We start from the raw sequence: 19831 nt of genomic DNA on the forward strand, positions 1-19831 counted from the left end.
TTTATATGGTTATTCACTAAGTACTGTACTTGCTTGCCTTGCGATCAAATCGACCTTAAAAACAAAAAATCGGCCATAAAGCCGATTTTGTATAAATTACAATCTTTGTTTAATTGCTAAGCGCTAACCCACCATTTAAATTATAAACAGCTTTATAACCCAGCTGCATTAAATTACTCGCAGCAATTTTTGAGCGGTTACCACTGCGGCATAATAAAATGTATTTGTTATTTTTATTCAACTGTCCTTCAAATACCGCATTCGCCATTCTGCTAAGCGGTATATTTAATGTTTTTTCATCGAGTATATTAAATAACTGGGCAACATTATTTGCGCCGTGTTCGTATGGCTCGCGTGTATCAATTAAATATACATCGCTGGTGTTTAACATTATTTTAGCGTCATCAAAATTTAATTGCAGTGTATCTACTTCAGGTAGCGCATTTACATAACCGCACAGTTGTGTGTTATTCACTTGTTTTGAAGCATCGTACTGCTGCTTTTCAATTACAAATTCATCAACTGAAATACTGCCGCTCACTAACGCATTAAGTAATGGCGTTTGGCTTTGCTGAACGGCCCAGTTCATAGCAAAACATTGTTGGTAGTCGTGCCCTGAGCAAATAATACTAATGTTATTTAGTTGCTCGCTTATTACTAAAATAGAGCGAGCCATAGCTTTTGCATCCCCACCCATAAGGGAAGTATTGCCAAGTCCTGCAGGCAGAATTAAATCACCACAAAAACAATAACGCGTTTCGCCACTACTGTTTTTTAATAAATAACTTACGCTATCTTTGCTATGCCCAGGTGTAGCAACTTTTTCAAGTGCGTCATTTGCTAAGCTAATATTTGCTGCGCCTACGGGCCAACCTAGCGAATCAACCTCACCTTTTACAACTCTTGATGCAAGAACGCTGGTTAACAAATTAGTCGCTGACTCTCGCTCTTGATGAAGATGAGTATTAAGCACCGCTGAAATAGTTAGATCTTGTGTATTGGCTATTTTTTCAAAACGCGGAATAAGCTCAATAATCGGGTCTATTATAACTGCGTGTTTATCATCGCTCACATAAAGCCAACTACATGCACCTTGGTGCCTAAATTGAGTAAGGCCCAGTGCGCACACTTCTTGCGGTGGTGTCGTACTGTCAGACACGATTAAACAGTTTGCTTGTAATATTGTTCTTAGAGCGCGAATACGACCACAAGCATTATCAATATCTTGCTGTGTTGCCGCAGGTCCAAACGAAAGTCTAATTGCGTTTTCGCTTTGCCATTTGCTTGCACCCATTGCATCTAAAACAAAACTTGTTGATGCCCCCGTACTACAAGCCGAGCCTCCACTTACGCGTATGCCCGCCGCATCAAATAAATCAATCACCTCTTTGCTTGTTAAATCGTTAACAGCAAAATTAAGTGTAGTGGGCACGCTATAAGCAAAGTCGTGATTAAATGTAATATTGCCAAAGGTATCTACAATTGCACTTTGTAATTGACTGCGATAGGAATTAAGTACATCAACTGATTTAAATGTGCTGTCTGATTTATCGAGCAACAGACTAAATAGCTTATTTAGCCCTGCAATACCAGGTAGATTTTCGGTGCCTGAACGCATTCCACTCTCTTGACCGCCACCCGCTATAAAAGGTGTATACGCACTGTCACTACGAATATATAAAAAGCCAATACCCTTGGGCGCATAAAGCTTATGCCCCGAAAAAGGGGCGTAATCTATTGTTGTGTCACTCAGCGCGAGTGCCTGTTTACCAAGCGCTTGCACGCAATCCACCATCCACGATACATTTTTATTGCGGCTACGAATTACCTGCTCAATAGCGGGTAAATCTTGATATACACCGGTCTCGTTATTAACGGCCATGGTGCAAATCATCAATGCATTATTAATATGCTCTGCAATAAAATCTAAGTCTAAAATACCGTTACTATCCACTGGAATAGCAAGCACTTCAGCGTTAATGTCAAGTACGCTATTCCAATGTTTAAGTGTATTTGGCACCGCTTTATGCTCAGTTGCGCCATATAATAATACTGGGTTTTTAACTGGGTATTTTTTAGCATTAATAAGCGTAGAAACTACTGCTGTTTGAATGCCTTCTGTCGCGCCAGACGTAAATAAAATATCGCCATTACTTGCGCCGATAACAGTGCGTGCTTTTTGACGTGTTTGTTCTAATAAATGCTTGGCTTGAATGCCTGTAATATGGGGACTTGAAGGATTACCAAAACAAATTTGCATAGTATGAGAAACAACATCAGCAATACAAGGCAACACAGGTGTGGTTGCGTTTGCATCAAGGTAAACTTGTTTTACTGGCTCATCGTGCAATAAAAAATCTGACATTAAAAAACGCACCTTATTACTAAAAAATATATCTTATTACCAATAGTACATAACTTTACAGGTAATGAGTAATAATCAATTAGCACTAGAGGTGCGTTTACTATTCTTTTTTAAACTAAAAGTCTGTTTACCTAACCTTAACTCTGGTTACTTAACTCTTCATGGGTTGACGACCAGGCTGTTATTAGCGCTTTTACTAATGAAGCCAATGGGATGGCAAAAAACACTCCCCAAAATCCCCATAAGCCACCAAAAAATAATACTGCGACAATTATAAACACCGGATTCAAATCAACCGCCTCAGAAAATAACAGTGGCACAAGTACGTTGCCATCAAGCGCCTGAATAATTCCGTAAATAATTAAAATAGTCCAAAACTGCGTTTCTAGGCCAAATTGAAATAGCGCCACGGCCGCTACGGGTATAGTCACAAGAGCAGCACCCACAAACGGAATTAACACAGAAAAACCAACTAACACACCTAGTAACGCCGCATAACGTAAATCTAAAACGGTAAATGCAATAAACGACACACCACCAACAATCAAAATTTCAAACACTTTACCGCGAATATAATTCATGATTTGCTGATTCATTTCGTTCCATACTTGCAAAATTAAGCGTCGTTGTTGAGGAATGAGTTTAGCTACGCTTCCTGTAAGCTCTAACTTATCTTTAAGCATAAAAAATACAAGCAAAGGTACAAGTACCAAATAAATTAACCAAGCAACCACATCTTTTAAAGAAGTAAGCGAAAACGACAACACCACTTGGCCAAACTCAATAACTTTAGCCTCTACTGTTGCAACAATTGCTTGTACTTGCTCAGTATTAATCAAACTAGGGTATTGTTCGGGTAAAGCCAACAAGTAAGACTTTCCCTGCTCTACCATGTGTGGGGTTTCTTGTACTAAATTACTTGTTTGTTGCCAAAGTACCGGACCTATAACTAAAATAAGCGTCAGCATAATGCCGGTAAATACCAACATCACAATAACCGTTGCTGTAAAACGCTTTAAACCAAAGCGCTCTAAATGAAGTACAGGCCAGTCAAGTAAATAAGCGATTACAAGAGCAACCAGTACTGGCACTATTAAAGAGCCAAAAAAATAAAGTAAGGCAACCGATGCCAATAATAAAAATAATAAGGTAACCGAATGAGGATCCGAAAACTTTCTTTCGTACCATGTTTTTACATATTCAAACACGTAATGGCTCCACTAATAACAACCCTTGTTGTTTATTTAAATTGTAACTATAAGCATATTTTTTCAAAAATCGTTCTATATCATCAACGTTTTCATCGTTATTTAAACTAAAAGTGATACTTTGTTGTAATGATAATGCTTTACGCAAGCCCAATTTAAACTGAATAAACTGTTGAGGACACCTATAAATTCGCAAATCTTGTTGTAACATACTCGCTTTACCAATTTATTAAAATGAATAATAAGTCACATAATCACGGTCTTATTTTTATAACACGTGAACAAATGTAACTTTTTCTTAAAACAACCCCTGCAATGGTTTATCCTGTATACCATAGTTAGTAGTAAGGATAAGTTAATGCCTGGCACGCATAATAAAGCGCAACTACCAAGTAATCCAACACTCAAAGAGATTAATTGGTTTAAAAAGCAAATAAATTGGGGGGAATTACCTCCTTTTTATCATTTAGTTGCTTCCTCAGTCAGCGAATCTGAGGGGATATTAGAGCATGGTTTTGACAACGCTGTTAAACAGCTTATTAATAAACGCAACTGGAATTTAGACTTATTAGAAGGCTATGAAGATAACTTAGGTGAAATCCATACCAAGAATAAGCCTCGAATAGCACTTCATCAAGTGTTTACCGACCGCGGTTTTGAACTTTGGGCGCAACCTTATGCAAAAGACGTAGTCATAGATCAGTATATAAAAGGAAACCGCTTTGTTGAATTTAAAGTATGGGATCCTATTTCAATGAAAAGCCTGATCAGAATAAACCAATTACATAAATTTGTTGGCTTTTATTTTGAAAGTGGCGACAAAGCTGATAAAGCACTTATATTACATGCACACAAAGTAGTTCATAAAATTATTACTTTTTTGCAGCGCGAATTGAACGTTGTAAAGCTTGATGGAGTCACAATAAAAGAACTATACCAATTGTGCGAAAAAGACAGCCGTGCAAGTAGTGACGAAATAGACATTGCCAAAATTGCTATTGGTGAACCAATAAACAAGGAATAAAATGCAGCTAAAATCAGCCTTTATGACTTTATGCAGTGCCGCACTTACATTTGGCCTATTAGTAGGTGAGCCTTTAAAGGCGCAAACCAACTTTACACTTCCTGATTTAGGAACGTCAGCATTACAAGCACTTCCACTCGAAAAAGAACAAGCGATTGGCGAAGTAATGATGATGCAAATAAGAGGCTCATCGCCAGTAATTAACGATCCTGTACTTGATGAGTACCTAACTACGATTGGCCGCAAACTTGTAGCAAATGCTAATGACGTACGCTTTCCATTTTCATTTTTTTGGATAAACAACCCTGAAATTAATGCGTTTGCATTTTATGGCGGACACGTTGGCGTACACACAGGCTTAATTGCTCAAGCCGATAACGAGAGCCAGTTTGCCTCGGTACTCGGGCACGAAATTGCTCACGTAACACAGCGTCACTTAGCACGTAGAATACAGCAGCAACAAGATAACAGTGCCTTGACCATTGCTGGTATGATTGCCGGTATATTGGCAACGGTTGTTGCACCTGATGCAGGTATTGCTATTATTTCAGCGAGCCAAACACAATCAGCTTTTAGCCAGCTAACCCATAGCCGCTCAGCCGAGCAAGAAGCTGATCGTATAGGCATGCAAACACTAAACAATGCAGGCTTTGATGCCCGTGCATCAAGTGAATTTTTAACCAAGCTAGCCGCGCAAATTCGTTACAAATATAAGCCACCTGCATTTTTATTAACTCACCCATTACCTGAAAGTCGAGTATCTGATGTGCGCTTGCGTGCTGAGCAATTTCCGGTGCGTTACCTAACACCGAGTCTTAATTTTAACTTAGCAAAAAGCAGAGTACTAGCTCGCTACGACAATAAGCCTGAAAACGCTGAAGCACTGTTTAGAAAATTAATGCGTGAAAAAAATTACGATAATACAGCATTAAAATATGGCCTAGCTATAAGTTTGCTCGATCAGAAAAAACTTGACGAAGCACAACCTATATTAGATGAACTATTACAAAGTGATCCTAAAAACCTATTTTACATAGATACAAAGACCGACTTACTCATCGCGAAAGAAAAAGCCGATGAAGCGGTTAAATTTTTAGCCGAGTTAAACAATTACCGCCCTAATAACCAAGTAATTACCCTTAATTATGCTAATTCGGCACTGGAAGCTAAACAATATGAATTAGCAGAGACCATACTTAAGAGTTTTTTACTTGAAAAGCCAGATCATAGCCTAGGTAAACAATTGCTTGCCGACACTTATAAAAAACAAGATAAACTAGCAGCCTACCACGAGGCTAATGCCGATGTATTATCGCAATATGGTGCTTATTTAAAAGCCGCTGACGAAATCCAAAAAGCACTTAACTTCGTAGAATCAACAGAACTTGTAAAGCAACAACGATTAAAAGCCTTGCTTACCCAATATCGTCGTTTACAAAAAGAGCTTGCAAGGCTTTAAGTCTGCAAGCGCTTGCCCTAAAATAGGCGAAACTTAATATTTGGATACATTTTATGTCTGTTACTCTTTACCATAATTCGCGCTGTTCTAAATCACGCGAAACACTTGCCTTATTACAAAGTAAATCTGTAGAGCCAACTATTGTCGAATACCTAAAAACACCACTGACTCACGAGCAAATTTCAACCCTTGTAAGCCAACTTGGTTTTTCATCGGCACGTGAACTAATGCGTACCAAAGAAGATGACTACAAAGCGCTTAACTTAAAAGATGAAACGCGCGAAAATGCACTTATTGATGCCATGGTAAAAAACCCTAAACTGATTGAGCGCCCTATTGTTGTTAACAACGGTAAAGCTGCTATTGGTCGTCCACCCGCAAACGTATTAAGCGTTTTATAATGAGCACAACCATAGTGGTACTTTATCACTCTAGCCACGGTTCAGTTGAAGCTATGGCACATGAAATAGCGGAGTCAGTAGAGCAACAAGGCGCAACTGCACTGCTTCGCACGTTTGTAGCTAAAAACACACACGATATCGTAATAACCAAAGATGATTTAATTAATTGCGATGGCCTTGCATTTGGCACGCCAACTCGATTTGGCATGATGGCCTCTCAAGCAAAAAGCTTTTGGGAAACCACCAGCGACTTGTGGCTAAAAGGCCAACTAATCGATAAGCCAGCGTGTGTATTTTCGTCATCAAGTAGTATGCATGGTGGAAATGAAGCAACCTTACTTAACTTATCTCTGCCATTATTACACCACGGCATGATGCTACTGGGCGTGCCATACGATGTGCCCGAACTACTTGCAACACAAACCGGTGGAACACCATACGGTGCAACACACGTCGCTGGCAGCGCTAACAGTGCACAGCTAAGCAAAGACGAAATTAAAATATGCCAAAGCGTTGGTAAACGCCTTACTCACATTGCGAGAAAACTTAAATGAATACAGCTGACAATCCAGCTAAAAAGCCAATTACGATAAAATTTCAACGTGCCGCACTATTTGGCTATGTAGGTTTGCTTGTTCTAATTCCATTGTGGATGTATTTTGTACCCCCTCTAAACGGTAATGCGAGCTTAGTATCTTTATTTTTGCCCATCATTCCGTTACTGCTGCCACTAAGAGGCATTATTAAAGACAACACTTACACCTATGCGTGGGCTAACTTTATTGTAATGCTGTATTTTATTCACGGGCTTACCATGCTCTGGGCGGCGCCAGCTGAACTGATATGGGTATTATTGGAGCTTGTATTTGCATCCGCCATGTTTATTGGTTGTACATATTATACACGGCATCGCGGTCAAGAACTTGGTTTAAAAATCCGTAAACTTAAAGAAGAACTTGCAGAAGAAAAAGCGGCAAACGAGCACAATAAATAGCGTAAACCATAAGCAAAAAAAACCGTGTTTAAAGTTAATTAAACACGGTTTTTTTATAAATAATTTGACTGTTTTTACACTTACAAAAACCTGCTTATATAAGGTCAATTTATTCAAATATTTTATAGGTTGGCATTAGCTAAACTAAATCACTCAAAGCAGTGAGGGTCACAATACCAGCTAAACCCAGCTGAGCAACTAAACTAACCAAAGAAAATACCCTAAGTATAAACAAACCCCAAGGGTGTTTTATATGAGGATATAAAGCACAACGCTTTAGAGTGGTTGCAAAGAAAAAACACACCACTGCAATCATGGTTAACGTAAGCGTTAGTTCGCTTTTTATCGTAATTGTTTCATCAAAAAAGAAAAACAATTGTAACGGTAAAAACAACGTCACAATAGCATGTAAAGCATGCACCTTTTTAATACGATCAAATTGACCTTCAGGCGACAACTCTTTAATTCCAAAGTCACGTTCTAAGCATTTAACTAAGTTATTAGCCTTAATATTAACGGCCAAACGGTAGCAGCTTAACCCTTCGTTGTTACGCGCTCTAAAGTCGTAGCCACTTTTAAGTAACAACACCATTAATGATTCATTTTTAGCAAGTACAGCATAATGTAATGCTGTATTCCCTAAATTGTCAGCCGCTTTTTTATCTTGCTTTGAAAGTAATGTTTCCACAACATTTACAAAGCCTTTTTCAGCTGCCCACATAAATGCTGTTTTATTATTTTCATCGGCAAGAACACCTGTAGCACCTTGTTCAATAAAGCGCATAGCCATGGTTTGTTTGGCTGTTTTTTTACGCAAGTGAGTTAATAAAGCTTTCTCTAAAAGAACAACAGAATCAACGTCAGGAGATACCTGCGTAAGCAACGTAAAATAGTCTTTACCCGTTGCCACTTTTTCGCTAGCAAGTTCACAAAGCACATCTAAATCAGCAATAGACTCTGGAATAAATGCACTTAAGCGTTCTCTAAAATCAACTTCTTTCCAGAGTGATAGCGTGTCAACAGCAGAGAGTTTACTGCCATTATTTAAGGCATGTTCAATTAACGTAAAATAACGCTTACTAAAAAACAAACCGAGTAACGACAGAGGCGTACTAATATCATTTTGCGTGGCAATACTTGCGTACTGCTCTAATCGCTCGCAAAGCATTAGCACTAAACTTTCAGGGGTATATTCATTATCGTAGTAGTGGCTTTTAACTGCACTAATATACGCTTGCGCATCTTCGTCATATTCAGAAATATGTTGAAAAAAGCACTCTTCAAAAGGTTCAAGTGGAGTTAGCCACGCCAAATAATAAATAGGCGGCAAAACAGTGGTGCAAACACCATCATCTTCATTAGTAGAACGACAAGCAGGCCAAGCTTCTAACGCATCTAAAATAAAGGCACCGTTTTGTTCTACAAGTCCTTTAATCAGTAACGGGTATTCCTTTGGCCAAATCAGTACATTTTCCATTAAAACAACACAACTCCAGTGTAGCTCGGGTAAGTGGTCAGTTATAACAGTTTTTAGCTGACACCACGCTTAATCAAAGAACTGATATTCTACCACACCTTGATCGCCACGCTAGAGCAAAGTCGATGAATAAATGAAATTATAAAAACAACCAAGTACATAAGTACTTGGCTGTTTTTGAGGTTGGAGTTGGGCTTAATCAGAGCCAGACAAAATCGTTATTTATTTTTTAACTCTTTAGTAACTTGCTCTAAACCTACATCTGAAATACGTTGGATAATCTCTTTTTGCTTAGCGCTTAATAACGAAATACCCTCAGCAACAATATCGTATACTTTCCACTCATTGTTTTTACCTAATCGAAGCTTAAAGCTTAAATCTATTGTTGGTGCATTAGGCTCTATAATTTGTGTATTAACCGTTGCATACTCAGAATCGCTTATTGCATTATTACGTTCAAATACAACCTTTTGACCCGTGTATTTCATCAATGCACCAGCATAAGTACCCGTTAAATAATGCTCTACTGCATCTATAAATTGAACTGCTTGCTCGCGCTCAATCCCTTTAATATGCTTACCTAATAATTTAAACGAGACAAACTTAACATCAATATGTGGCATTAAACGTTTTTCAACAATCTCAGACATTGCTTCTTTACTTGCATTCCCTTTTGCATTTACTTTGCCTATATCGGCGAATAACGTATTAGCAACTGATTCTAAAAGTCGATCTGGGGATTGCTGTTCTTGTGCAAAAAGAGAACTGCTTAAAAATGCAGTGCCTAGCAGTAATAGTTTAATTAGTTTCATAATAAGTTTTGTCTGTGTGATTAATATGATTGTAATTTACGCGAACTATACGCAATAAAAAAGAAGCAAATAAGCAACTTATTAGTGCCTAAACAGCACCAATAAAATAACTAAATATAATTCAAGTAGTTACTATTTTATATTAACACCTCATAAACAACCGGCATTTTGTCCTCATTGAATTTGTTAACTGCTCGCCCTTATCATTTGGATATCACTTTGAATTAAACAGAATTGGTATCTATGAAAACGTCACTTAAAATATTTTTTATCTCTTTTTTATTAGTAATTTCGTCTTTTGGCAAACTTGCTTTTGCCCAATCGGATCACGGTTACGCTGTAGACTTTCTTAAAGGCGAAGGTAATGTCAATGGCGTAAAAATAGCCTACCAATACCATGCGCCTAGTATGCAAAGCCTCATTGGTGATGCGCGATTTTATTTTGAGACAAGTGTAAATATGTGGGAATATCGGCACGGCGATGAAACACAATCGAACATAGTTTTAGCCATGTCGCCTGTATTACAGTTTCCGGCGTTTAGTTTCAATAACACACCATTTTACGTTGAAGCTGGTATTGGTGTGTCATTGATTGATGAAACTCAATTTGCAGGTAAAAACATCAGCACCCACTACCAGTTTGAAGACCGTATTGGCCTTGTTGCCGACCTTGGAAAAACCAACGTGGCACTTAGAGTTATTCACTATTCAAACGCAGGATTTAAAGAGCCAAACCCAGGCCTTAATTTTTTAACGCTTTCGATCGCTAGGCGTTTTTAAAAGCAATTTATTGGTTGTATTTTTTAGTTATTTTATTGATGTTATAGCGTGAAACGGTCACACTTAAACGTACTAAATATTAAGTGATACTGCGATGCAAACTTGGCATATTGTAATTATTGTCGCCGTTGTTTTTACCATTATCATTGGTAATATTGCGCTGATTAGACTCTCTGCAAAACAGGAGTTTAAAAAGCCCAACGCCAATATAAAAAATACAACAGATACAAAAAAGCCCTGATTAATCAAGGCTTTTTAATTCATTAAATCGTTCTATTTAACCAACTAACCAATGCGCCATAAAAGCAATAATTGGTAGAGTAATTAACGTTCTCAAAATAAATATCACAAACAATTCAAATATATTAACCGGTATTTTGCTGCCTAACAGCAACGCACCAACTTCAGACATATAAATAAGTTGAGTAACACTCATAGCTGCAATAATAAAACGCGTTACATCGCTCTCAATAGTACCGGCTGCTAATATTGACGGAATAAACATATCAGCAAAACCGACCATAATAGTTTGTGCAGCTGCTTCAGCCTCTGGTACTTGCAGTAATTCTAAAAACGGAATGAATGGCATCCCCAAATACTGAAAAATTGGCGTGTATTCAGCAATAATTAACGCAAAAGTACCCACAGCCATAACCACTGGCAACACAGCAAAAACCATATCCAGTGCATTATGTACGCCCTCTTTAACAGTACCGACAAAACCTGGGGCTTTATCTGCTTTAGCGAGTGCAACATCTAAAGAATGGCCAAACAGTGTTTTACCCGTTGGAACTAACTCCGCGTTAGCATCAGGCTTTGAGCCATCAATTAATACATCCTTTTTAAAGCGTAATGGAGGTAAACGAGGCACAATAATAGCAGCCACAACACCCGCTAAACATACCGTTAAATAAAACGGTGCAAATAAGTACTCAAGTTTAACTTGGCCAATAACTACTAAACAAAAAGTAATAGATACAGCGGAAAAAGTAGTGCCGATAATAGCGGCTTCGCGTTGTGTGTAGTACTTATCTTCGTATTGGCGAGCCGTCATTAAAATACCTACGCTACCATCACCTAACCACGATGCCACACAGTTAACAGCGCTGCGCCCTGGTACACCAAACAAAGGTCGCATAACTTTCGTTAATAAAGTCCCAACTAGCTCAAGCAAACCAAAATTAAGTAATAAAGGCAGTAACAGGCCAGCAAGTATAAATACCGAAAACAATACAGGCAGTAAATCGTTTAACACCAATGCCCCTGTATTTTCAGAAATAACGGCATGTGGCCCTACTTTTAAATGCGTCATTAACACAAACACAGTGCCAAATAAACGCGTAACCAGCCAAATCCAACTAACGTTGAATAAATGATTTAAAAGTGGAATTTTACAAATAACTTGCGGTTTAAATACACTTACAACGAATGAAAGTAAGCCCGTAGCGCAAATAATTAACGTAATAATAGCCTGTGCTGAATCTGCAAAAAAAACTTGCATTGCTTTAGCCATCATAGCGATAGGAATGGTCATTACTTCACCGGTAGAAACCGGTGTCATAAACAAAAAAACACCAATTAGTGAAGGTACTAAAAACGTAAACCAAGTACGCCAATCGTACTGCGTAGAAGTCGGTAATTGAGACATATTTTTAACCTATAAAAACCACAAAAAGAGCTTAGCGCTCTTTTTGTAGTAAAAATTTATTCTTATTTAAATTTTAATGCCGCGCTGAATGAGTGCCGCTTCTAATGCTTGTTGTAAACCGTTCATAGTACCTGGTTCAAGCGTTTCGCCTTTATCATCCATCCACGTTAAGCTTGTACCACCTTCTTTAGTTTTACTCACTAAAATTTGGTATTGCCCTTCATCAATAGGTAATTGAGTAACTTCGTCGCCCCAAATAGAATCCCAAACGCTGCTCTCTGGTGTTTTATAATCAGCTGTGATTAAACCTGTATCTTGGTTAATTTCAACAATAGTGAATGACAAACGCTCTAAAAAGCCAGAGAAACGGTCAAATACTGCATCGTAAGATTGCTCAGTAACCAGTGCCGCATTGCCTTTATTATCAAAGCCCATTTCAAGTGAAATAATACCTTGGCGTTTACGTAAATCGACTTCTAACTGACGGTAACGGTAATCAAATTCACTCACTACTTGGTTAAGCGCGCGCACTTCTAATTGCTGCTTAAGTAAATCGGTTAATGCGTTATCACCTTTAAAATCAATTAAATCAACACGTAAAGACGCAGTTCGCTGATGTGATTTTTCTTCAATAGTAAACTTGAATTTTTCTAAATCAGCATTCTCGTCACTGCCCCAAAGCCAGCTTTCTTCTGTTTTAATAATTGAATACCAATCAGTTTCAATAACACCTAACAGTTTATCTTCTTTGGTTGCACTTACGTTATTGTCAGCTAAAACGGCTTTAATTGAATCCCAAACAAATTCATCTAAATCGTCAATGCCATCATTTTTATCAAAATAAACACGAGCCAGTTTATCTGTTTCTTCAACCCAGCTGCCCTTAGCTACCGTAAGAACCTGAGCAGGTGGACGATAGTTTGTAGCCACAGGGTTATTATCGTATTGACCTATGTCCATTTTATAAACGGGATCTTGGGCTGGTTGCGATAGAGACGCTGGCGCTTTAACTGGCTCATGCGTGCGGTAATTACGCTCATTATGTGCATCGTTAGTAAATACACTACACCCTGATAAACTTACCAATACACTTACAGCAAGTGCTTTTGGGATCCAATACTGCACAGATATTTCTCCTTAGCATACCCTTTAATTGTTTTAACAAGTATATGAGTGGGTTATGCCGATTTGGTTCAGTGTAAAATCAATATTAACTTTACATTTATTATTTGGCTGCCTAATTGCAATAAAGTTCAGCACTTCAACTTAGAAAAAATCTAAGTGCAAATAAGCAAATTTTAGCTATGGTACTTTCCTGTGCCAGTAAAAACAAGAAACACCGCACTTTAAAAGCGCTTAATTAGCCCGCATTGTAGTTTATAGAGTGTTTTGTGTTAAACTTCGCCGCCGTGCAACTTCTCAAGTGTATTTAGTTGCGTTGCCCATTGCGTTGTTATAATCCAAGTAACTTAGGTATTTTAACCCATGACTGCATTTTCAAATCATCAAATTGTGTTAACTGCTATTGGCGAAGATAGGCCGGGTATTGTGAGCGAACTTACACAATTAGTTAGCGACTGCCACTGTAATATTATAGATAGCCGTATCGCTATTTTAGGCTGCGAATTTACCTTTATAATGTTACTCAATGGCGACATGTCAGCTATTAGCCGTATTGAACACGTACTCCCTACTAAAGCCATGGAACTTGGCCTGCTTACCATGATGAAGCGCACCGCCAGTCATACACCCAGTGAATTTTGTGCCGGTTATACCCTCGAATACACAGGGATCGACACACCGGGGACACTAAGTAAAGTAACGCGCTTTTTTGCCGACAGCAACATTAGCATTTGCTCACTAAAATCAGATACCTACTCTCAAGAGGACGACATTAAAATGCGTTGTGAACTTGAATTCAACATACCGGTTGATGTAGATATAGATCAATTTAAAATTAGTTTCGAGAGCCTTTCTCACACGCTAAACGTAGATTATATTTTTAAACGAATTCGTTAAGGATGCTAAACATGAACACAATTAGTCCATTACAAGCTGGCGATACAGCACCCGCTTTTAGCCTACAAAACCAAAACGACGAAACAGTAACATTAAGCAAGCTGTTAAAAGAACAACAAGTACTTGTATACTTTTACCCTAAAGCCTCTACACCGGGTTGTACGGTTCAAGCCGAGAACTTACGTGACCAACAAGCAGAGCTTGCTAAATTTAATACCCGCGTTGTAGGTATTAGCCCAGATCCAATTAAGCGCCTTAAAAACTTTGAAACTAAAAAAGAGCTTAATTTTGACCTATTAGCCGATGAAGACCACGCCATTGCTGAAGCGTTTGGTGTATGGGGCTACAAAAAGTTTATGGGTAAAGAGTACGATGGTATTCACCGCCTAACGTTTTTAGTAGGCCAAGACGGTAAAATAAAACACCTATTTGATAAGTTTAAAACTAAAGATCACCATCAAGTAGTGTTGGACTATCTTGCAGCAGAGTAATCTCGCAACAGGATAAGCTAGCGGCTGAGTAAGTTAACTACCAGCTATTAGACAAATACAGAAAAGCGTTGCTCAAGGGCAACGCTTTTTTTATGCTAGTTATTAAATATTTAGTTAAGTGAAAGCATGATTGAGGGATAAGTTGGTAGTCAATAATTTTGATGTATGAAGTCAAGGTTTGGCCCCTTTGGTTTCTGTAATTAATTACGCCTGCCCTGCCTGTAAGAAAAACTAAGTAATGCGCTTACAATTTGAATCTAGGTAGTTATAAGCTCCCCACTAACGATTGTTATAATTGTGGGAAAGAGATTGATGAGAAAAGTCATTAAATAGACAGAGTTATTACTGGAGAGTCTGGTATTCAGGGTTATTCATAAAGCCACTTGATATATATTAAGTTGTTGTAGTGTATTATCAACCAATACAAAGTTTGGAATAGTACCAACTAAACTTGCACCTGATTTTAAAGCAATTTTAATGCTAGCTACATTTTGTTCTAAGCATCTAAACTCAATTACTTTAGAGCTTGTATTTTTGAGTATGCTTGGCACTCTTGCGATTACTTGACTGATAATACCATTTCCTTGTGCATCACTACTTAACCAGTAACCAAGCTCCGCTACATTCAACTCAGGACAAATAGACTTAACTGCAAAAATGCCACTCAGATTATCTTTATAATAAATTTTAAACCACCGCGAACTATTAAGCCCGCTGTTTACTCTGTCGAGTATGTACTTTTTAGCTGATTCAATATTGTTTACCCCTTCTACCCAAGGCAAAAATTCACCTAAACTTGCCCGACTTAAATTAACAGTCTTTAAAATGTCCGCAGCATCGCTTTCCACTAAAGGAGCTAATTTAATGTGTTCCGCAATTTGGATATGCAAGTGTTCTTCCTTGTGAATATTGATTTTATAGTTGTAAGTTTAAAACTAAAGATCACTATTAAGTAGCCCCAAACTTATTTAACGGCTGAATAGCCTTTGAGCTATTAAAAATATACAGAAAGGCATTACTCTAGAGCAACGCTTTTTTATGTTATTTACTCACACTTTGATTAAATAAAAGCATGATCGAGGGATAAATAAGCAAACAATAATTTTGATGTATAAGGTCAATATTTGACCACTTTGATTTCATATTCAATATAACAACATAATATTTATATAAGGAAGATAGATTATGGTGATTTTTATTTTAGTTCTACTAGGGGCTTTTCTATTGTTGTATTTCATAGCTTTAAAGCAAAAAAGAGATATTAATAAGCAGATAAGAAAACCTGATACAAAGATAGTTTCTCGTAGTGGACTAAGAGAATCTAAATATACAGGGGAATTGTTTAGTGGTAGCACTACTACTGAGGATCATTTAGGCAAAGCCGCAGAACTGAAAAAAAATGCAAAAGTTGCTATAAAAAACAAGTTATTTGATGAAGCATGGAAGTTACTTCAAAAACAAAAAATGTCATATATGAAACATACAAATAATGCAGGTTTCACTGCCAAACAAGTACTTGCGCTAGATGCCACAGTGCATGTAGATTTAGCTAATATACTGCGTATGGAAAATAAACATACAGAAGCATTGATTCACATCGTATATTGGGTTGCAAACAACTACGATAATATGACTAAAACACAAGAACAAAAACTTACTGCGTATTTTAACAGAAGCAATTTAAAGCTAACTTCTATTGAAGAAGCTAAAATTGCTATTTCCTCTTTAGCTGAAAATCCAGAATACGTCAATGCTCAAGAGCTTGTTTCAATTTGGGTAGCTAAGGAAGATAGTATTTCTAAAGAGCCATAGAGCCATAGTAGAGCCATAGGGGTCAGAGCCAAATGGGTCAAATTTTGACTTCATACATTATAATTAATTAGCTGTTTATATTCGCCGAAACTCAAATAGGTGTCGGATGGCGCTTCGCTTATCCGACCTACGTTTTCAAATATATAATGCGGGGTTATTGGGCCGTGGGTATTGGAGGTTCGTTGGAGCTCGTTGGGTTTCGCTGCGCTCTACCCAAACTTGTATCTCTTCTTGATGAATGTTCGCCTTAAATTTTTACGCAGACGAAAATGGCGTTGCCTGAGCGCTGTGCCCATGGGGTTATTTTGTCGTAGTCATGTTCAAATATGTGGATTTCGAAGTACGGTTTTAGGGCTTCTTTAAGCTCGGTATAACTAAAAGCAACCATTGGGTGCTCGTCGTGCCATACAAGTGTTTTGTCTGCGGTGGTTTTTTCTATGCTGAGTTTTAATAACTGTTTACTGCCGCTGCCACTATAGTGCCAGCCAGAGCGAAATGTGAAGAAGCTATTTTCGCTTGTTGCGGTGTGCTCTACAAATGAATCGCTGTCGATTTTGTTTTTATCAACCGTGTTAAAGCAAAATATTCCACCTACGTTTAATGCGCTGTGTACGCTAGCAAGGCATTCTTTTAACTTATTAATGCCGTCGCAGTAATGGATTGAATACAAAAAGCAGGTAATTAAATCTAAGTGCTCGGTGACTTTAAATTCACTCATGTTTTGCAACGAAAATTGCGCTTCTGGGCAACGAAATTTTGCTTTATCGAGCATTGGCTGGTTTAAATCAAGCCCACTACTTTTATAGCCGTTATCAATAAAGTGGCGTACATGCGGGCCGGTGCCACATGCTAAATCTAGATGGGTGTTTGCGCCATTACCAAAAATTTGGTGCAGCCTGTGAATAGAATTGCTTTGGGCTTGATAATCTATATCTGCGCACATTAAGTCGTAGTAATCAGAAAGGTCGGTGTAAAGCGCGTTTGCGGACATATAAGCCTAATGGTAAGTAGTAGAATATTTTTAAGTCGCGCATAGTAAACTAGTTATGGCTATTAGCGAAGAAGATATGAGTTTTATGGTTGTCGGATGACGCTTCGCTTATCCGACCTACGTATTTAAATATTATAAAACGTTGTTATAAAACGGTGTGGAAGTGGAGATTTGTTGGGTTTAGCTTCGCTCTACCCAACCTACGTAATATAACTTTAAGCTGGCTTTAACTAATTCCTAAATACTTATGTACTTGTATTGATAAGCGCCAGTTTTTGGCAATACAGGTGTCGATTGCAAGTTTGGTTGCTGATACTTTTTGGCTAATTGGCTGCAAATAAACAAGCTTAGGATTAACGCCTGTTTTAGCAAATAATTCTTCTAGCTCTTCTACGTGCTTTTGCATCGCAACGGGGTGTTTTATCTCATTTGCACGCTTCATGGTGCTGGTAAGTACTTCATAACCGCCGCGCATATTGATTTTTGGCGATACCGTTACCCATGTTTGCTCTGGGGCGAGTATTTCAAACGTGCCGCTGGTTTCTATTTGTGTGCTAAAACCGTGTTCGTGTAATAAGTTACATACTGGATTTAAATCAAACATGCATGGCTCGCCGCCGGTAATTACTACATGCTTTGCGGTATACCCACGTGATTGAAACAGCGCTAAAATTTGCTCTGCACTGGCGTTAGCCCAATGATCTGAGTCGGCTTTTTTTTCTACGGTTTCATCCAGCGATACTTTATATACATTATCAACATCCCACGTTTGCTTGGTGTCGCACCAAGAGCAGCCTACTGGGCAACCTTGCAAACGTAAAAATATTGAGGGTGTGCCGGTAAAACTAGCTTCACCTTGAATGGTTTCAAACACTTCATTAATTTTGTACAAAAGAGATCTCACTTACTACCTAGCAGCCAAATTGCTACTATTAAAAAACCAAAAAGCGCTGTGCAAAAATTGTTATTTAAGCTGCGGCCGTGTAGTATATCGCGCCCTGATATAAACCTCTATTAAAACTAAGAGCAAAACAGATATGACGCAAAAAGTAGTTGTTATTTATTCCGGCGGTATGGACTCGTTTACCGTACTAAATAAAGCCCTGCAACAAGGCCATGATGTATATGCCCTTTCATTTGACTATGGTCAGCGTCATGTAAAAGAGCTTAAAGTAGCGGCAAGTGTGTGTGAAAAATTAAACGTTCCGCATAAAATTGTTGATATTTCGGCGATTAACCAACTTATTGGTGGCTCATCACTTACTGATGATATTGATGTGCCTGAAGGCCATTACGAAGAAGAAAGCATGAAAAGTACGATTGTGCCTAATCGTAATATGATTTTGCTCTCGCTTGCTGTTGGTTACGCGGTATCACTTAAAGCTGGCAAAGTTTATTACGGCGCTCATTCTGGGGATCATGCTATTTACCCTGACTGCCGTCCTGAATTTGTGCAAAAAATGGATGACGTGTGCCGTATTGCTAACTACGACGCGGTAGAAATTTTTAGCCCATACTTAAACAATACTAAAATTGGTATTTTAACCGACGGTATTGAAATGGGTTTAGATTACAGCCAAACGTGGACCTGTTATAACGGCCGTGAAAAGGCCTGTGGTAAATGTGGCGCGTGCCAAGAACGCCTTGAAGCATTTGCACTAAATAACATTACAGACCCGTTAGAATACGAATAAGCCGCAATTAATTAGTAATACAATTGCTGTAAACAAAAAAGGCTATCATTGATAGCCTTTTTTGTTTGTCAGGTTTTTAAGTCAATGGTATTAATTACAACCAGCGTTTTACGCGCGCTTTATAGGCGCTAAACTCTTCGCCAAATAATTTAGTGAGCGCACGCTCCTCGGGTATTATTTGAAAAAGCGTTAAATAGGCAATAAACCCAACAACACACAATAGCGCCCACAACGAGCTTAACCAAATACCCCACCCTGCTAAAATAAATGCAAAACCCACATACATAGGGTTGCGTGAAATTTTATAAATGCCGCTCGTAATAAGTTTTGACGCTTGCTCAGGTTTATTTGGGTTTACTGTGGTGTTTGCTATTTTAAAGCTCGCCACCCCTGCAATACAAAAAATACAGCCAATAATGGCCAAACTTGCTGCTAAGTAGGTAATAAATGCGGTGAAATCAATAACACTGTAATGCGCAATAAGCGCCATTATGCCTGCAAAAAACAGCACAACAATAACGGGAGGTATTTTATTATTTAACATGGCAACTCACTGTATTGGCTAAAGTATGTTTATTATATGGAGATTAGGGCGTGTTGTTCTTTGGTGATTGAATTTGCAGCAGTATGTTTGATTTTTAGGCAAGGCAGAGCCT

The 19831-nt window shown here is 38.2% G+C and carries 22 protein-coding genes; 11 read left to right on the forward strand and 11 right to left on the reverse strand.

From position 1 onward, the window contains the following. Positions 1 to 109 precede the first annotated feature (109 nt). The 3 genes from DO88_RS13000 to DO88_RS12995 all read right to left on the reverse strand — a co-directional run bounded on the left by DO88_RS13000 (position 110) and on the right by DO88_RS12995 (position 3784). On the reverse strand, positions 110 to 2365 hold the full coding sequence (locus DO88_RS13000) for an aminotransferase class V-fold PLP-dependent enzyme (RefSeq protein WP_033038465.1): 2256 nt from the start codon (positions 2363 to 2365) through the stop codon (positions 110 to 112). Between the two features lie 137 nt (positions 2366 to 2502). Beyond that, on the reverse strand, positions 2503 to 3573 hold the full coding sequence (locus DO88_RS0118230) for an AI-2E family transporter (protein ID WP_008135569.1): 1071 nt from the start codon (positions 3571 to 3573) through the stop codon (positions 2503 to 2505). After that, a complete protein-coding gene (locus tag DO88_RS12995; RefSeq protein ID WP_008135566.1) occupies positions 3566 to 3784 on the reverse strand; it encodes a hypothetical protein in 219 nt (72 codons plus the stop codon). The genes DO88_RS0118230 and DO88_RS12995 overlap by 8 nt, the downstream gene beginning before the upstream one ends. 147 nt (positions 3785 to 3931) lie before the next feature. Here DO88_RS12995 and DO88_RS12990 point away from each other — a divergent pair, with 147 nt between their 5' ends. From DO88_RS12990 to DO88_RS12970, 5 genes are read left to right on the forward strand one after another with little or no spacing between them, the layout of a single operon-like run. Further along, on the forward strand, positions 3932 to 4597 hold the full coding sequence (locus DO88_RS12990; RefSeq protein WP_007375913.1) for a hypothetical protein: 666 nt from the start codon (positions 3932 to 3934) through the stop codon (positions 4595 to 4597). 1 nt (position 4598) lies between these two features. Then, the gene (locus tag DO88_RS12985) at positions 4599 to 6056 is read left to right on the forward strand and encodes a beta-barrel assembly-enhancing protease (protein ID WP_033038468.1); all 1458 of its coding nucleotides are present in this window, start codon (positions 4599 to 4601) and stop codon (positions 6054 to 6056) included. A gap of 53 nt (positions 6057 to 6109) precedes the next feature. Further along, positions 6110 to 6457: an arsenate reductase (glutaredoxin) gene (gene arsC / locus DO88_RS12980; RefSeq protein WP_033038470.1), complete on the forward strand. Its 348-nt coding sequence runs from the start codon at positions 6110 to 6112 to the stop codon at positions 6455 to 6457. Continuing rightward, entirely contained in the window at positions 6457 to 7011 is a 555-nt protein-coding gene (gene wrbA, locus DO88_RS12975) for an NAD(P)H:quinone oxidoreductase (RefSeq protein WP_033031320.1), read from the forward strand. The genes arsC and wrbA overlap by 1 nt, the downstream gene beginning before the upstream one ends. Next, on the forward strand, positions 7008 to 7451 hold the full coding sequence (locus DO88_RS12970; protein ID WP_033038472.1) for a DUF2069 domain-containing protein: 444 nt from the start codon (positions 7008 to 7010) through the stop codon (positions 7449 to 7451). The genes wrbA and DO88_RS12970 overlap by 4 nt, the downstream gene beginning before the upstream one ends. 139 nt (positions 7452 to 7590) lie before the next feature. On the opposite strand, the gene DO88_RS12965 is transcribed toward DO88_RS12970, so the two are convergent. Further along, on the reverse strand, positions 7591 to 8928 hold the full coding sequence (locus DO88_RS12965) for an ankyrin repeat domain-containing protein (protein WP_007375918.1): 1338 nt from the start codon (positions 8926 to 8928) through the stop codon (positions 7591 to 7593). Between the two features lie 218 nt (positions 8929 to 9146). Beyond that, positions 9147 to 9740, reverse strand: coding sequence for an MlaC/ttg2D family ABC transporter substrate-binding protein (locus DO88_RS12960; protein WP_007375919.1), 594 nt, complete (start codon positions 9738 to 9740; stop codon positions 9147 to 9149). Between the two features lie 243 nt (positions 9741 to 9983). Here DO88_RS12960 and DO88_RS12955 point away from each other — a divergent pair, with 243 nt between their 5' ends. Together DO88_RS12955 and DO88_RS18680 are read left to right on the forward strand one after the other, a co-directional pair. Then, entirely contained in the window at positions 9984 to 10520 is a 537-nt protein-coding gene (locus DO88_RS12955) for an acyloxyacyl hydrolase (protein ID WP_033038474.1), read from the forward strand. A gap of 94 nt (positions 10521 to 10614) precedes the next feature. Beyond that, positions 10615 to 10761 (forward strand): DUF2897 family protein, encoded by a 147-nt coding sequence (locus DO88_RS18680; RefSeq protein WP_081824590.1) that lies wholly within the window; start codon positions 10615 to 10617, stop codon positions 10759 to 10761. 36 nt (positions 10762 to 10797) lie between these two features. Here DO88_RS18680 and DO88_RS12950 read toward each other — a convergent pair whose 3' ends face one another. Continuing rightward, complete coding sequence (locus DO88_RS12950) at positions 10798 to 12168, reverse strand: YjiH family protein (protein WP_008136465.1); 1371 nt, start codon at positions 12166 to 12168, stop codon at positions 10798 to 10800. A gap of 66 nt (positions 12169 to 12234) precedes the next feature. Beyond that, complete coding sequence (gene bamC / locus DO88_RS12945; RefSeq protein WP_033038476.1) at positions 12235 to 13293, reverse strand: outer membrane protein assembly factor BamC; 1059 nt, start codon at positions 13291 to 13293, stop codon at positions 12235 to 12237. Positions 13294 to 13653: 360 nt separating this feature from the next. On the opposite strand from bamC, the gene DO88_RS12940 reads away from it, so the two are divergent. Both DO88_RS12940 and bcp read left to right on the forward strand, forming a co-directional pair. Continuing rightward, entirely contained in the window at positions 13654 to 14187 is a 534-nt protein-coding gene (locus tag DO88_RS12940) for a glycine cleavage system protein R (RefSeq protein ID WP_007375924.1), read from the forward strand. An 11-nt stretch (positions 14188 to 14198) separates the two neighbouring features. Further along, positions 14199 to 14678: a thioredoxin-dependent thiol peroxidase gene (gene bcp, locus DO88_RS12935; protein WP_033031315.1), complete on the forward strand. Its 480-nt coding sequence runs from the start codon at positions 14199 to 14201 to the stop codon at positions 14676 to 14678. Positions 14679 to 15049: 371 nt separating this feature from the next. Here the strand turns inward: bcp and DO88_RS12930 are convergent, their stop codons facing one another. Beyond that, positions 15050 to 15568, reverse strand: coding sequence for a GNAT family N-acetyltransferase (locus DO88_RS12930; RefSeq protein ID WP_033038477.1), 519 nt, complete (start codon positions 15566 to 15568; stop codon positions 15050 to 15052). Between the two features lie 295 nt (positions 15569 to 15863). On the opposite strand from DO88_RS12930, the gene DO88_RS18545 reads away from it, so the two are divergent. Further along, positions 15864 to 16490, forward strand: a complete 627-nt coding sequence (locus tag DO88_RS18545; RefSeq protein ID WP_050482427.1) for a hypothetical protein — start codon at positions 15864 to 15866, stop codon at positions 16488 to 16490. Between the two features lie 247 nt (positions 16491 to 16737). Here the strand turns inward: DO88_RS18545 and DO88_RS12925 are convergent, their stop codons facing one another. After that, a complete protein-coding gene (locus DO88_RS12925; RefSeq protein ID WP_033031311.1) occupies positions 16738 to 17481 on the reverse strand; it encodes a class I SAM-dependent DNA methyltransferase in 744 nt (247 codons plus the stop codon). 226 nt (positions 17482 to 17707) lie between these two features. Next, complete coding sequence (queE, locus tag DO88_RS12920) at positions 17708 to 18373, reverse strand: 7-carboxy-7-deazaguanine synthase QueE (protein WP_002960417.1); 666 nt, start codon at positions 18371 to 18373, stop codon at positions 17708 to 17710. 145 nt (positions 18374 to 18518) lie between these two features. Here queE and queC point away from each other — a divergent pair, with 145 nt between their 5' ends. Then, on the forward strand, positions 18519 to 19175 hold the full coding sequence (gene queC / locus DO88_RS12915) for a 7-cyano-7-deazaguanine synthase QueC (protein ID WP_008136967.1): 657 nt from the start codon (positions 18519 to 18521) through the stop codon (positions 19173 to 19175). Positions 19176 to 19269: 94 nt separating this feature from the next. On the opposite strand, the gene DO88_RS12910 is transcribed toward queC, so the two are convergent. Then, complete coding sequence (locus tag DO88_RS12910; protein ID WP_033038478.1) at positions 19270 to 19719, reverse strand: methyltransferase family protein; 450 nt, start codon at positions 19717 to 19719, stop codon at positions 19270 to 19272. Between the last annotated feature and the right edge of the window lie 112 nt (positions 19720 to 19831).

This window comes from Pseudoalteromonas sp. S3431, from assembly GCF_000690035.1.
GTDB lineage: Bacteria > Pseudomonadota > Gammaproteobacteria > Enterobacterales > Alteromonadaceae > Pseudoalteromonas > Pseudoalteromonas fuliginea.